The organism is Sphingomonas sp. NBWT7, assembly GCF_014217605.1.
In the GTDB taxonomy this organism is placed as follows: domain Bacteria; phylum Pseudomonadota; class Alphaproteobacteria; order Sphingomonadales; family Sphingomonadaceae; genus Sphingomonas.
Genome location: NZ_CP043639.1, coordinates 746,592 through 760,817, shown reverse-complemented (window position 1 = coordinate 760,817; position 14,226 = coordinate 746,592). Strand labels below are relative to the sequence as shown.

Here is a 14,226-nt window from a genome sequence, read left to right as displayed (position 1 = left end):
CCCTGCCTCGCGTGGTACCCCTCCCCGTATCGGGGAGAGAAGACTTGACTGATACGCCGCCCACCGCCGAGGCGCTCGCCGCCGACCTCGTCGATCTGCTCGACGTCGAGGAGATCGACACCGACCTCTATCGTGGCCGCCGATCGCGCGGCGGCGTCGGTCGGGTCTTTGGTGGCCAGGTGATCGCTCAGGCGCTCCAGGCGGCGCAGCGCTCGACCGACGCGCCGAAGGTGGCGCATTCGCTGCACGCCTATTTCATGCGCCCGGGTGATGAAAACTTCCCGATCATCTACCGCGTCGTGCGCGATTTCGAAGGGCGTAGCTTCGCCACCCGGCGGGTGATCGCGATGCAGCGCGGTGCGCCGATCCTGAACCTCGCCTGCTCGCTGCAGACGCCGGAGGAAGGCTTCCATCACCAGGACGCGATGCCCGATGTGCCAGCGCCCGAAAGCCTGCCGACCGAGGCGGAGCTACGCGCGCGTGACGCGGTGCATCTGCCCGAGAAGCAGCGCCGCATGGTCACCCGCCCGCGCCCGATCGAAATCCGCCCGGTCTATCCGCGAAAGTGGTTCAATCCCACGCCGACCGAGCCGATCCAGCACAGCTGGTTCCGCGTCGTCGCGCCGATCGGCGACGATCCTGCGATGCACCGCGCGATCCTCTCCTATGCATCGGACATGGCGCTGCTCGGCACGTGCATGCTGCCGCACGGCGTCAACTGGACCACGCCCGGCTTCCAGAGCGCGAGCCTCGACCACTCGATCTGGCTGCACGAGGCATTCCGTGCCGACGAATGGCTGCTCTACGCCACGGACAGCCCGTGGGCGGGCCATGCGCGCGGCATGAACCGCGGCCAGATCTTCACCCGCGACGGGCGCCTCGTCGCGACGGTCGCGCAGGAAGGGCTGATCCGGCAGCGCGCGCCCAAGCCCGAGGTGAGCGCATGAGCCTCGATCGACGCGGCTTCCTCGGCGGCGCGGCAGCGCTCGCTGCGACGACGCCGTTTGGCGCACAGGCCTCCGCGCCAACCGCCGATACGCAGGCGCTGGCGCTGCTCGACCGTCACGCCGACGCGCTGCTCGCGGACTATCCCGAAAGCGCCGCGTACCTCGGCCTCGACAGCGGAAAGCGCGCCGCGCTCAAGGCGAAGCTTACCGACCGTAGCGCGGGCGCCGACGCGGCGCGGCGCGAAGGCGCGGAGCAGCGACTTGCAGAGCTCCGGCGGCTCGATCTGCGCGGTCTTAGCCCCGCAGTCGCGGTTCACGTCGAAACCGTCGCTGCCGCGCACGAGATCGGGGTTGAGGGTTGGCGCCGGATGCCGGTGGGCGACATGGCGCTGCTGTCGAACAACAACTTCCGCTCGACACCCTACATCGTAACGCAGGGCAACGGCGCGTTCGTCGACACGCCCGACCTGCTAGAAAACAAGCACCGGGTCGCCAGTCGCGCCGATGCGGAAGCCTATATCGCGCGGCTCGAGGCCTATGCCGTCCAGCTCGCCGACGAGACCGAGCGCGTGCGCGCCGACGCAGCGCGCGGCGTCCTGCTCCCCGCGGCGTTCAACGACATTACCGTGGCGCAGCTGCGCGCTGGCGCCGCGCAGCCGGCGCGCGAGCAGGGCATGATCCGCAGCTTCGGCGAGAAGACCGCCGCTGCCGGGCTCGGCTCCGACTGGCAGGCACGCGCCACGACGATCGTCGAGCGCCGCATCGCGCCTGCCCTGGCGGCACAGGCCGACGCGATCGCGGAGTTGCGCGCCCGCGCACCCGCGGATGTCGGCATGTGGCGTCAGCCCGATGCCGCATCACGTTACGCCTGGCTGGTCGAGGCGAGCACCACCACGAAGCGGACACCCGAGGAAATCCATCAGTCGGGGCTCGACCAGTGCCGCGCCTATGCCGCCGAGCTCGATCCGCTACTCCGCGCGCAGGGCCTGTCGAAGGGCACCGCCGGCGAGCGGCTAACCGCACTGGGCCAGCGCCCCGACCTGCTATTCCCCGACAGCGACGCCGGGCGCGCGGCCTTGCTGGCCTACCTCGAATCGATCGTTGCAAAGCTGCGGCCACGCTTGCCGCAGGCGTTCGGCAAGCTGGCGCGCGGCAATCTCGTCATCAAGCGCGTTCCGCCGGCGATCCAGAACGGCGCGCCGAATGGCTATGCCGGCCCCGGCGCGCTCGATGGGTCAACGCCCGGTATCTATTATATCAACCTGCGTGACATGGCGAACTGGCCGCGTTTCGGCCTTCCCTCGCTGACCTTCCACGAGGGCATCCCCGGGCATATCTGGCAGGGCGAATATACCTTCGATCTGCCGCTGATCCGCACGCTGCTCGGCTTCAACGCTTATTCGGAAGGCTGGGGCCTCTATGCCGAGCAGATCGGCGACGAGCTCGGCTATTACGCGGACGATCCGCTCGGCCGGATCGGCTATCTCCAATCGATGAACTTCCGCGCCGCGCGACTCGTCGTCGATACCGGGCTGCATCACAAGCGCTGGACCGCGGACCAGGCGACCCGCTGGCTGATGGCCGCCACCGGCTTCACCGAGAGCCGCGCGCGGTCCGAGGTGAACCGCTATTGCGTGTGGCCCGGTCAGGCGCTCGGCTACAAGACGGGACACAATGAGATTAACCGGCTGCGCGACGATGCCAAGGCGAGGCTCGGCGCCCGCTTCGACGTGCGCGGCTTCAACGACGTGGTGGTGCAGGCGGGCGGCATGCCGCTAGGCGTGCTCGGCAAGATCGTCGACCGCTGGGTCGCGTCACAGGCGCGCTGACGGCGCCTTTAACATCGTGCGGCAACCGGGGCGGGTGATCGATCACCCGCCCCGTGTTGCGGTCAGGCGGTGGTGCGACCGTACTCCTGCCGCGTCACCGGATGGCTGGAGGATAGCCCGCCGTCGACGGCGATCGCCTGCCCGTTGACATAGCTCGCCTCATCCGACGCGAGGAACAGCGCGACGCGCGCCAGTTCCTCGGGCTGCGCGCCGCGACGCAGCGGGTTGAGCCGGCCGACCCGATCCATCTTCCCCGCATCACGCGCATAGTCGAACACCGACTTGGTCATGCCGGTTTCGGTCAGCCCCGGGCAGATCGCGTTGACGCGCACGTTCGATCCCGACAATTGCTGCGCGGACACCTGCGCGAGGTTGATGACGCCTGCCTTGGACGCCGAATAGGCCGGTGATCCCGCGCCGGAGCGAATCCCGGCGACGCTGGCGGTGAGGATGATCGCGCCCCCCCCTGCATTTCGGGCCGCGCGCTCCGCAATCCGCGGCGCAGCGTGCTTGATTGCCAGGAACGGCCCGATCACGTTGACGCGAAGCACCTCGGTGATCAGCGCGGCATCGGTATCGAAGATGTTGGCCATGCCGCCCGAGATCCCGGCGTTGGCGAACATCACGTCGAGCCCGCCGAACTTCTCGCACGCCGCCGCAACGGTGCGTACGACATCCTCCTCGCTGCCGGCGTCCATCTCGATCGCATGCGCCGCCCCGCCGCTCGCCCGGATCGCTTCCGCGGTCGCGTCAGCGCCCTTCTTGTCGGCGACGATCACCTGCCCGCCCTCGGCGGCGAACAGCGTCGCGGCGGCACGGCCGATGCCTGACCCTGCGCCGGTGACGATGATCGACTTACCTTCGAACCTTGCCATTCAACCCTCCATTTCGCCGATCCTCCGTCCCGCGCCAACAGCGCCAGCACGATGCTAGATCGTCACCCCGCCATCAATGACGAGCGTCTGCCCGGTCAGGAACCCGCTCGCCTTGGACGCGAGATAGACGACCGCGCCCGCGATCTCGTCGGGCTCGCCGATGCGCCGCAGCGGCGTGGTGCGGTTGCGCTCGGCCACCGCCGCTTCGTCCTCCCACAGCGCCTTGGCGAAATCGGTCTTGATCAGGCCCGGCGCAATGCAGTTCACCCGGATGCCGTGCTTGCCATATTCGTGCGCGAGGTTGCGCGCGAGCTGCATATCGGCTGCCTTGCTGATGCAATAGGCGCCGATCACCGTCGATCCGCGCAAGCCCCCGATCGAGGAGACGATCACGATCGATCCCTCTCCCCGCTCCTTCATCTCGGGTGCGACCATCGTGATCAGCCAGTGGTTCGACAGGATGTTGTTGTCGAGGATCTTGCGGAACTGCTCGTCCGCGATCCCCTCCTGCGGCCCGTAATAGGGGTTGGACGCGGCGTTGCAGACGAGGCAGTCGATCCGCCCGAACGCGCGCCGGCTCTCGTCGACGAGATTCTGCAGCGCCGCCTTGTCCGAGATGTTCGCGGCGACCGCGATCGCGGTACCATCGCCGAAGCGCGCGTTGATCTCGTCCGCCACCGCCTGCGACGCGTCCTGCTTGCGGCTCGAAATCACCACCTTCGCGCCCTGCTCGGCACAGGCGATCGCGCTGGCCTTGCCGATCCCGCGCGACGATCCGGTGATGACGACGACTTTGCTCGTCAGATCGAATAGGCTCATCAACCCTGTTCCCTAGCTGATTGTAGTGAATGGCGACGCGGGAACGGGCTGCCGTGAGAGGCTGCGCCCTTCCCGTCGCTGCCGCTCAGGCGCCTGCCTTGACCGCGAAGTCCCACGCTGCGTCGGCAAGCATCGGCACCCGCGCGCTGGTTGCCTCGGCGCTCGCGCTGGAAGCCGTACCGATCAGGAAGCGTTTGCGGATCCCTTGGACGATCGACGCCAGCCGGAACAGGTTGAACGCCAGCAGCCAGTCGAGATCGGGAACGCCGTCGCGCCCGGTCTTCTCGCAGTAGCGCGCGACGACTTCGTCGACCGTCGGGATGCCCGTCTCAGGCCCGGTCAGCCCCATCACGCCCGAACGCCCCTCGGGCTGCGTCACCCAGCTGATCAGGAAGTAACTGAGGTCCGCCAGCGGATCGCCCGTGGTGCACAATTCCCAATCGAGTACCGCCGCGACGCGCGGCTCCAATCCTGGCGCGAACTTCATGTTGTCGCAGCGATAGTCGCCATGCACGATCGTGCTGCGCGTCTGCTCGGGGATCGTCCGCGGCAGCCACTCGATCAGCCGCTCCATCGCCGGCATATGCTCGGTCTCGGCACCGCGATACTGTTTCGTCCAGCGGCTGACCTGCCGCTCGAAGTAATTGCCCGGCCGCCCGAAATCCTCGAGCCCCGTTTCCTTCAGGTCAACGTTGTGCAGCGCCGCCAGCGTGTCGATCATCGCATGGTAGTGCGCGCGCCGGGTGTCGGCATCCATCCCGGGGAACGATCCGTCCCAGATCGTACGCCCCTCGACCATCTCCATCACGTAGAAGGCCGAACCGATGACGCTATCGTCCTCGCACAGGCCGTACTGCCGCGGCACCGGGAAGCCGGTGGGATGGAGCGCCGCCATCACGCGATATTCGCGATCGACCTGATGCGCCGATGGCAGCAATTCGCCCATCGGCTTGCGCCGAAGCACATAATTGCGACCCGGCGTCATCAGCTTGTACGTCGGGTTGGACTGCCCGCCGGCAAACTTCGCGTAGCTCAGCGGACCGGCGAAGTCGGGTACTTGATCCGCCATCCAGGCTGACAGGCGATCGGTGTCCAGCCGATCGCGCTCGCTAACCTCCGTCTGCAGGCTGGTGTCCTGCGCCATCGCCGTCGTCATTGATCGAACACGATCACGCTGCGCGTCGCATCACCCTTGCGCAGTTCGCCGAACGCGTCGTTGATCCGCGAGAGCGGCAGGCGCTCGGCGATGATCGTGTCGAGATCGAGCAGCCCGCGCATGTAGAAGTCGACCAGGCGCGGAATGTCGACCGGGAAGCGGTTCGATCCCATGATGCCGCCCTGCACCTTCTTGCCCGACAGCAATTCCATCGCGGAGAGGCCGACTTTCTGATCGAGCGGCATCATGCCCAGGATCGTCGCGGTGCCGCCGCGGCGAAGCACGTCGACGGTCGTCTGCGCCGATTGGGCGCGCCCGACCGCCTCGATCGCGTGATGCACGCCGCCCTTGGTCAGCTCCACTACTTCCTCGACGACGTTGTTCGCCATCGGATCGAAGGTGTGCGTCGCGCCAAGCTTCTCGGCGACGGCGCGCTTCTCCGGCACGGGATCGAGCGCGATGATCTTGCCGGCGCCGGCGATCTTCGCCGCGTTGACGGCTGCAAGGCCGATGCCGCCGCAGCCGACGATGCACACTGTCTCACCCGGTGTCACGTCAGTGGTGTTGAAAATCGCGCCGGCGCCCGTCGTCACCGCGCAGCCGATCAGCGCCGCGCGGTCGAGCGGCATTTCCGGGTCGATCGCGACGCACGCATGCTCGTGCACCAGCATCTGCTCGGCATAGGCCGACAGGTTGAGCATCTGATTGACGTTGCCGCCGTTCGCCAGTCGCAGCCGCGGCTCGGCGGTCTGCCCGCGGCGCGTCTCGGCGCTGACGCACAGGAACATGCGGCCGGTGATGCAAAATTCGCAGTGGCCGCAGAAAGCGCTGAGGCAGGTGACGACCGCATCGCCGACCTTCACGGTGCGCACTTCGTCGCCCACCGCCTCGACGATCCCGGCCGCCTCGTGGCCCGGAATGGCCGGCAGCGGATGTGGATAGGCGCCGTCGACAAAGTGGAGGTCGGACCGGCACACGCCGCATGCGACGGTGCGGATCAGCACCTCGTGCGGGCCGGGCTTGGAGACGACGACGTCCTCGATCTGAAGCGGCGCCTTGGTTTCGAAAATTACTGCGGCCTTCACCCTCATTCCCCTTCGCTGCCGTCCGGGCAAACCCGCCGACGGCCTGCTCCTCGTCGCCCCACCGGGCGGGAAGAGCAGGTCGCCGAACGGTTCGAACCGACGGACCCTATTCCATCCGATTCAGCGCGAGACGCCGATATCGCCGCTCGACACCTCGGCGGTGCGCGGCGCGCCGCGATCGTTGGCGGTCTCGGCTTTCCAGTCACCGTATTTGCCGAACTCGTTGCGCGCGATCGTGCGTGCGTGCACTTCGTCGGGCCCGTCGGCGAGGCGAAGCGTGCGCTGCGATGCCCAGGCGTGCGCGAGCCCGTAATCCTCGGCAACGCCGCCGCCGCCGTGCGCCTGTACCGCGTCGTCGAGGATGCGCAGCGCCATGTTGGGCGCGAACACCTTGATCATCGCGATTTCCTGCAGCGCCGCCTTGTTGCCGGCGTGATCCATCGTCTGCGCCGCCTTGAGGCACAACAGGCGCGTCATCTCAATCTCGATGCGGCCTTGCGCGATCCGCTGCTCCCACACCGAATGGTCCGAGATGCGCTTGCCGAACGCGACACGGCTCAACAGCCGCTTCGCCATCTTCTCGATGCCGACCTCGGCGACGCCGATCGTGCGCATGCAATGGTGGATGCGGCCAGGCCCGAGCCGCCCCTGCGCGATCTCGAAGCCACGCCCTTCGCCGAGCAGGACGTTCTCCACCGGCACGCGGACGTTGGTAAAGCTCACCTCGCCATGCCCGTGCGGCGCGTGGTCGTAGCCGTAGACCGACAGCATGCGCTCGATCTTGATGCCGGGCGTGTCCATCGGCACCAGGATCTGGCTCTGCTGCTGGTGGCGGGAGCCTTCGAAGCTCGTCTTGCCCATCAGGATGCCGATCTTGCAGCGCGGGTCGCCGACGCCAGACGACCACCACTTGCGGCCGTTGATGACATATTCGTCGCCGTCACGCTCGATCCGCGTCTCGATATTGGTTGCATCGGACGAGGCGACCGCTGGCTCGGTCATGAAAAATACCGAACGGATCTCGCCATTCATCAGCGGACGGAGCCACTTTTCCTTCTGCTCGAGCGTGCCGTAGCGGTGCAGCACTTCCATGTTGCCCGTATCGGGCGCCGAGCAGTTGAAGCACTCGCTCGCCCAGCCGATCTTGCCCATCTCCTCGGCGCACAGCGCATATTCGAGGTTGGTGAGCTGCGTGCCTTCGAACTCGAACGTGTCGTCGACATGCTCCTGCCCCGAATGCGGCGGCATGAAGAAATTCCAGAGGCCCGCGGCCTTGGCCTTTTCCTTCACTTCCTCGATCACCGGGATCACCTTCCAGCGATCGCCGTGATGCGCCTGTTCGTGATATTCGGCCTGGCGCGGCGCGATTTCCGCCTCGATAAAGGCACGGACGCGATCCCGGAAATAGGTCTCGCGTTCGGTCAGGGTGAAATCCATGGCATCCCTCCGCTCGCTGTTTGACGCGGCTGTAAAGCGTACCGCATCTTCGGTAAAGCACCTGATTTAGGCGCGATCGCCCAGAAACTCGCTTTGCGTCGAGCAAGCGCGAAAGGGACTGGTTCTTCGAAAAATCACTGCTACGGTTGTTTGATGCAGGCTCAGGGGGAACCGGGCGGCGACGGAGAGGAGATCGGCACGCGCCGCTTCCGAGCGAAGCGCGAAGCCATTCTTGCCGCCGCTGCAGACGCGATCAACGAACAAAGCGCGAAGGGCATGACGTTCGCCGACGTCGCGCGCCGCGTCGGGCTCAACACCACCAGCGTCACCTATTATTTCAAGCGCAAGGAGGACCTCGCGGCGGCGGCGTTCGAGCATACGCTCGATTACCTCCTCATCATGCTCGACACCGCGATGGAAGCGCCGACGCCAGAGGCCCGCGTCGAGCGGTATCTCGCGCTCAACATGGCGCGGCTGGCACGCGTGCGTCGCGGCGAGGAACGCCAGATCGCCGGCCTGTCCGACCTGCGCGCCATGGACGAGCCCGTTCGCGGGCGGCTGATGGCAAGCTGGCGCGAGGTGTTTCGACGCGCCCGCGGCCTGTGGGGCCCGGTCCACGGCCGCGCGCAGACCGATCTCAACGGCGCGCGCGCGCACGTGCTGATGGAGAACACCTTCTGGCTGCCCGTGTGGCTGCCGCGGTACGAACCCGATCAGCTCGGCCGTGTCGAGGCGCGCGTGATGGAGGTGTTCCGCCACGGCCTAGCGATCCCGGGCGCGCGCTGGGCGCCCGATCCGGTGGACCTGCCGCGCGATCCCGCCGAGGGTCGCGACGCCTTCCTGCTCGCCGCCACGCGGCTGATCAACGAGCTCGGCTATCGCGGCGCGTCGGTACAGCGCATCGCAAGCGCGCTCAACGTCACCAAGGGCAGCTTCTACCATCACCTCGACGCAAAGGACGATCTCGTCATCGCTTGCTACCGGCGCAGCTTCGATACGATCTCGGCGGCACAACGGCTCGCCGACGAGCAGGGTGGCACGCAGTGGGAACGGCTGTCGGCGATGTTCGCGACGCTGCTCGGCGTGCAATTCTCCGAACTGGGTCCGCTCCTACGCACGACCGCGCTCAGCGGGCTGCCGATGGCCGAGCGTGCGACGATGGTCGATCGCTCCAACCGCATCGCGCGCCGCTTTGCAGGGACGATCTCGGACGGGATCGCCGAGGGCACGTTGCGCGCGGTCGATCCACTGGTAGCGAGCCAGCTCGTCATGGCGTTCCTCAACGCCGCCTTCGACATGCGCAAATGGGCCTGGTCGATGCCGACCGAGCGCGCGATCGCACTCTACGCCTCGACGTTGGCGTTCGGCATGTTCGACGATCGCGTGATCGACGGCTAGCTTTCAGCCGTTCCCTTACCGTTGCCCGATAGGTGGGCGGCGAACCGCCCTCCTTTATCTACCCGTCAGACATTGGCGCGCCGCATCAGCACACCCGCGCGCCAATAGTGGAAGATGCCGAGCGGCGTCAGCATCGCGACCGAGAACATCGCCCAGCGCAGCGACTCCGCGCCATAGGTCGGCCGCAGGATGTCGCTTACTTGCCCAACGATGAACGGCCCGAGACCGAGACCGAGCAGGCTCGTCGCGAGCAGCGTCAGCGCCGCCCACGTCGAGCGAAGCCGCAGTGGTGCCAAGTGCTGGATCATCGCGTAGGTCGGCCCGATATACGCGCCGGCAAAGATCGCCGCGACGAAGTACGAACCGAGGGCCAGCCACAGATCGTCGACGAAATAGAAGGCGAGCGCGAACGGAAATGCGACGATCTTCATAATCGCGACGACGTAGCTTTGCGCAAAGATGCCGTGGCGCTTCGCCGCGCGATCACACAGCCACCCGCCGAGCAGCGCCGATCCCCCGGCGACAAAGGCGGCGGGAAGCGCAACGTATTTCGACACGTCGAGCATCGACATGCCGAGTGAGCGCTGCATGTAGCTCGGGCCCCAGCCCGTCACGGCATAGCCGATCAGGGAGGTGACGGTGATCGCCGCCACCAAGTGGAAGGCGGCGCGGTTGCGCCACATCTCGCCGATCCCCTGCCACAGGCTTACCGCCGGCTGATCGGCGATCGGCGTCGCCGCCGGTCCGTCGGAAAGGCCGCGGCGCGGCTCGACCACGAACAGCTTCATGATGATCGCGAGCGCGACGCCCGGCAGCCCGACGACCATCATCGCGACGCGCCAGCCGTAGGAGTGCGCGACGAACCCGCCGATGACGATGCCCAATCCGCCGCCCAGCAGCACGCCAAGCGAGTAGATCGCCATCGCACTCGCACGCTTCTCGGGCGGATAGAGGTCGGCGATGATCGACTGGCTCGGCGGGCCGAACCCCGCCTCGCCGATGCCGACGCCGATGCGCGCGAACATCAATTGGACGAAATTCTGCGCCAGTCCGCACACCGCGGTCATCACGCTCCAGAAGGCGAGGCTGATGGCGATGATGTTGCTTCGGCTCGATCGATCGGCGAGCCGCGCGATCGGCAGCCCGAGCGTCGCATAGAACAGCGCGAAGACGAGACCGGACAGCAGCCCCAACTGCGTATCGGAAAGCTTGAGGTCGGCCTTGATCGATTCGAGCAGGATCGAGAGGATCTGACGATCCATGAAGCTGAAGAAATAGGCCGTGGTCAGGAGCGCCAGTGTCCAACCGCGCCGGCGGAGCGCCCGCGCGTCGCGCCCCTCGGGCGACAACGTGGTGCTGGCATCCATGCGATCTCTCCTAACTCAACGTCTTGTGTACGCCAGCCTATCGGCGGCCAGCCCAATCGTCAGTATGCATCGAGGGGGCGGCAACGTTTCGTCACGATGCCGCCCCACCCTTGCGTCAGAACGCCTGTGACACGCCCGCTTTCAGCGTGAAGCCGAGCGGCGAGGCAGTGAAGCTGTCGTAGTTCGGATCAAGGCGTGCGAACGGCGGATCGCGATCGAAGATGTTGACCGCCGCCAGCGTGAACGTGGTGCCGCTCTCGAGCGCGAGGCGATAGGTGGCGTCGAACGTCCGCCAAGAACCGATCTCTTTGCCACGCGTCACCGACGCGCCGCCGAGCGCGCCGAGATTCGGACCGTAGATCGCGGCGCCGCGCTGATCGGTGTAGCCGTCCACGTAGTTGAACTGCAGCCGCAGCGAGTGCGGACCCGCATCGCCCTGCACGTACCAATTGCCGCGCCACTGCGGGATCGGATACGCCGTCGTCTGAAAGTTCAGGAGGCCGACCGCGTTGAACGCCGGCTGCACCAGGATATTCTCCACGTTCAGGTCATCGATCTTGTAATCGATGACATAGGTCGCCGCGCCGCCGACCGTAATACGCGCCGGGCCTAGCTCGCCGCGATAACTGGCGGTGAAATCGAGGCCCGATGTCTTCACGTTCGCGCTGTTGAATACCTGCGTCCGCAGGCGACTGACGTTGTTGATCCCGCAGCCGGCAGCGTTGAAGGTGAAGCGCGATTGGAGTGCGGCGAACGCCGGATTGCCGCAATTGGCGGTGCCGCTGGCGCCGAATAGCGCGGTGGCAAGGCCCGACACCGGCTCCGATTCGATCGGCCCCTTGAAGTCGTAGCGCCAGTAATCGAGGCTGGCATTGAACGGCCCGCTGTCGATCAGGACGCCCCCGTTATAGGTCGTCGCGCTCTCCGGCTCGAGGTTGGGGTTGCCGAATACCTCGACCGCGCGGAAGCCGGTGCCGATCACCTGCAACGAGACGCCCGAACCCGACAGGTTCTGCGGCGGCGGCCCACGGAAGCTGCTGCCGACGCCGCCGCGCAGGCCCAGCCAGTCGGTCAGCTCGATCTTCACGCGCGCCTGCGGATCGAAGGTCGATCCCACATTGCCGCGATAATCCTCGTATCGCGCAGACAGCTGAAGGTTGATCGCGTCGATGATCGGGATCTGCAGCTCGGCGAAGAGCGCGTAGACATCCGCCGCCGCGAACCGCTCGAAATTGGTGCCGAGGAAGCCGAGTGCGCCAGTCAGCGGATTGCACGTCGCATTGGGGTTGAGCGGCGTGCCGGGGCACGGATTGGTCGCAAGGTTCGCATCGGCGTTGAGCTGCGTGCGGAAAATATTCTTGCGATACTGCGCGCCGACGGCGAAGCCGATATCCTCGTCCGCCCACAGCCGCAGCCCGGTCCGCCCGGACAGCGCTATGTCACCGACGAACTGACGCGTGCGGACCTGCGTGTTGGGCGTGCGGAAGAACAGATCGATCGTCGACAGATCGTTGATCAGCCCCGCCCCCGGCGCAAGATTAAACCCAGCAGGATTGCGCGTTCCAGCATAGTTCGGGTTCGCCACGTCACTCACCGCGTTACGCGGGATGCCGGTCGAGAACGGGTTGAAGTACGTACAACCGTTGGTGCCCGCCAAAGCGGCGAGCTGCGCGGCGCTCAACCCTGCGCGCGACGCGGTGGAGCTATAAGCGCAGCTCGGCCCGCCGAAGCCGGCAAGCGCGTTCTGCAGCAGATCGCCGAACGTGTCGGTGCCGTCATAGTCGCGGTTGTATTCGCTGAAGGTGAAGCTGGTCGAAAAATCGAGATTGTCGGTAAGCCTGACGTTAGCTTCGGCGGTAAAGCGCAGCGCCTCGGTATCGCGCCGCGACACCGCCGATCCACGATCGTTGCTGCCGTTATCGAACAGCGGGTTGCCTCCGAGCAGGAAAGGACGGAACAGCACGGGCAAGCCCGCCGCGCTATCCAGCGTGCCGGCGGCATTGCGCGTGCAGCCCGCCTGTGCGCCGTAGAGCGTACAATAATCGCGCAGCGCCGGCGCGTAGCCCGGCACGATGAACAAAGCCCCGTTGCCGAACGCCGAATTGGCCGATGGCGGCAATGTCGGCAGATAACTCGGCGAACTCGTCACGCGCGTGTTGGTGAACGAATAAAGAGTGGTGAAACGCAACGTGGCGTTGTCGGTCACGTCGAATTCGGTCTCGACATAAGCTTGGAACCGCTCCTCGGGCTCGACCAGATTGTCGAACTGTCCGAAGTTGGTGAAGCAGCGGTCGGTATTGGAACCCGGCGCACTGCGAAAGCCGCCGAGACCGGCGCAACCAAGATCGGTCGTCAGATTGATCCCGCCGACGGTACCGTTGAAATCGAAGTTTCCGGGATTGCCGCCGCCCGTCCAGGCGCCCTGCGGGTTGGTTTGATAAGGCTGCACCGCGAAATCGCGATCGGTGAAGCGCAGCTCGGATCGGCGCTGGTAGCCGACCGCGCCGAAGACGCGGAAGCCGTCCTGCTTGTGCCCGAACGAGGCCGCACCGCCATAATCGCCCTTCGATCCGTCGATGTAACGATAGTCGCCGGAGACCAGGAACCCTTCCTGATCGGTTCGGGTGATGAAGTTCACGACGCCCGAGATCGCGTCCGATCCGTACGTCGCTGCCGCACCGTCCTTCAGGATTTCGACACGCCCGATCGCGCCCGCCGGGAACATGTTGACGTCGACGATCGGAATGCCGAGCCCCGAGGGCACCATGCGCTTGCCGTTGAGGAGCACCAGCGTACGCTGCGGACCAAGGCCGCGCAGGTTGACCGACGCGACGCCTTCGGAGCCCTGTGCACGGGTGTCGAACTGGTTTGCGTCACCAACCGTGCCGTTGGCGACTGTCAGGTTTTTCAGAAGGTCGACCACCGACGGCGCGCCCTGCTTGGACAGTTCCTCGCTGGAGATCACGTCGACCGGCACCGCGAGGTTCTCCGGCGTGCCGCGGATCAGCGTACCGGTCACAACGATGTCGGGGTTGGAGGATTGATCCGTGGCGGCCTGTGCCGGTTGGGGATCGCCACCGATCTGCGCGTGTGCCGTGCCGATCGCCATAGCCCAGGCAAGCGCAGCCGACGCGCTCGCTCGGGCGAAAGTCGCCTTCGCCATCATCACTCTCCCGTTGCCGATCGGCATCTATGCGTGCCGTACCGGTTCCTCGAATAGACGATGGCCTTCTCGCCGCGTCAAGCGACTTCGTGGCGAGTTGCGGGCGCAAGTGGAAAAAGCGGCGGACATCACCCGATGTCCGCCGCCATA

Annotated in this window: 10 protein-coding genes; 3 read left to right on the top strand and 7 right to left on the bottom strand. The window is 66.3% G+C overall.

All coding sequences use genetic code 11. The features are described 5' to 3' along the window. The first annotated feature begins 44 nt into the window (after positions 1 to 44). Both F1C10_RS03770 and F1C10_RS03765 read left to right on the top strand, forming a co-directional pair. Positions 45 to 947, top strand: a complete 903-nt coding sequence (locus F1C10_RS03770; RefSeq protein ID WP_185208925.1) for an acyl-CoA thioesterase II — start codon at positions 45 to 47, stop codon at positions 945 to 947. Further along, positions 944 to 2,776, top strand: coding sequence for a DUF885 family protein (locus tag F1C10_RS03765; protein WP_185208924.1), 1,833 nt, complete (start codon positions 944 to 946; stop codon positions 2,774 to 2,776). The genes F1C10_RS03770 and F1C10_RS03765 overlap by 4 nt, the downstream gene beginning before the upstream one ends. Before the next feature lie 62 nt (positions 2,777 to 2,838). Here F1C10_RS03765 and F1C10_RS03760 read toward each other — a convergent pair whose 3' ends face one another. From F1C10_RS03760 to F1C10_RS03740, 5 genes are all read right to left on the bottom strand, one after another. Continuing rightward, positions 2,839 to 3,651 carry an SDR family NAD(P)-dependent oxidoreductase gene (locus tag F1C10_RS03760; protein ID WP_185208923.1) on the bottom strand — a complete coding sequence of 271 codons (813 nt, stop codon included), beginning with the start codon at positions 3,649 to 3,651 and terminating at the stop codon, positions 2,839 to 2,841. A gap of 54 nt (positions 3,652 to 3,705) precedes the next feature. After that, positions 3,706 to 4,470, bottom strand: coding sequence for an SDR family NAD(P)-dependent oxidoreductase (locus F1C10_RS03755; RefSeq protein ID WP_185208922.1), 765 nt, complete (start codon positions 4,468 to 4,470; stop codon positions 3,706 to 3,708). An 85-nt stretch (positions 4,471 to 4,555) separates the two neighbouring features. Then, positions 4,556 to 5,626: a phosphotransferase family protein gene (locus tag F1C10_RS03750; protein WP_258043044.1), complete on the bottom strand. Its 1,071-nt coding sequence runs from the start codon at positions 5,624 to 5,626 to the stop codon at positions 4,556 to 4,558. Continuing rightward, complete coding sequence (locus F1C10_RS03745) at positions 5,623 to 6,717, bottom strand: Zn-dependent alcohol dehydrogenase (protein WP_185208921.1); 1,095 nt, start codon at positions 6,715 to 6,717, stop codon at positions 5,623 to 5,625. The genes F1C10_RS03750 and F1C10_RS03745 overlap by 4 nt, the downstream gene beginning before the upstream one ends. A gap of 114 nt (positions 6,718 to 6,831) precedes the next feature. Continuing rightward, the gene (locus tag F1C10_RS03740; protein ID WP_185208920.1) at positions 6,832 to 8,148 is read right to left on the bottom strand and encodes an acyl-CoA dehydrogenase family protein; all 1,317 of its coding nucleotides are present in this window, start codon (positions 8,146 to 8,148) and stop codon (positions 6,832 to 6,834) included. 153 nt (positions 8,149 to 8,301) lie between these two features. On the opposite strand from F1C10_RS03740, the gene F1C10_RS03735 reads away from it, so the two are divergent. Further along, positions 8,302 to 9,546: a TetR/AcrR family transcriptional regulator gene (locus F1C10_RS03735; protein ID WP_185208919.1), complete on the top strand. Its 1,245-nt coding sequence runs from the start codon at positions 8,302 to 8,304 to the stop codon at positions 9,544 to 9,546. A 65-nt stretch (positions 9,547 to 9,611) separates the two neighbouring features. Here the strand turns inward: F1C10_RS03735 and F1C10_RS03730 are convergent, their stop codons facing one another. Next, positions 9,612 to 10,913 carry an MFS transporter gene (locus F1C10_RS03730; protein ID WP_185208918.1) on the bottom strand — a complete coding sequence of 434 codons (1,302 nt, stop codon included), beginning with the start codon at positions 10,911 to 10,913 and terminating at the stop codon, positions 9,612 to 9,614. Between the two features lie 115 nt (positions 10,914 to 11,028). Beyond that, on the bottom strand, positions 11,029 to 14,076 hold the full coding sequence (locus tag F1C10_RS03725) for a TonB-dependent receptor domain-containing protein (protein WP_185208917.1): 3,048 nt from the start codon (positions 14,074 to 14,076) through the stop codon (positions 11,029 to 11,031). Positions 14,077 to 14,226: the final 150 nt, after the last annotated feature.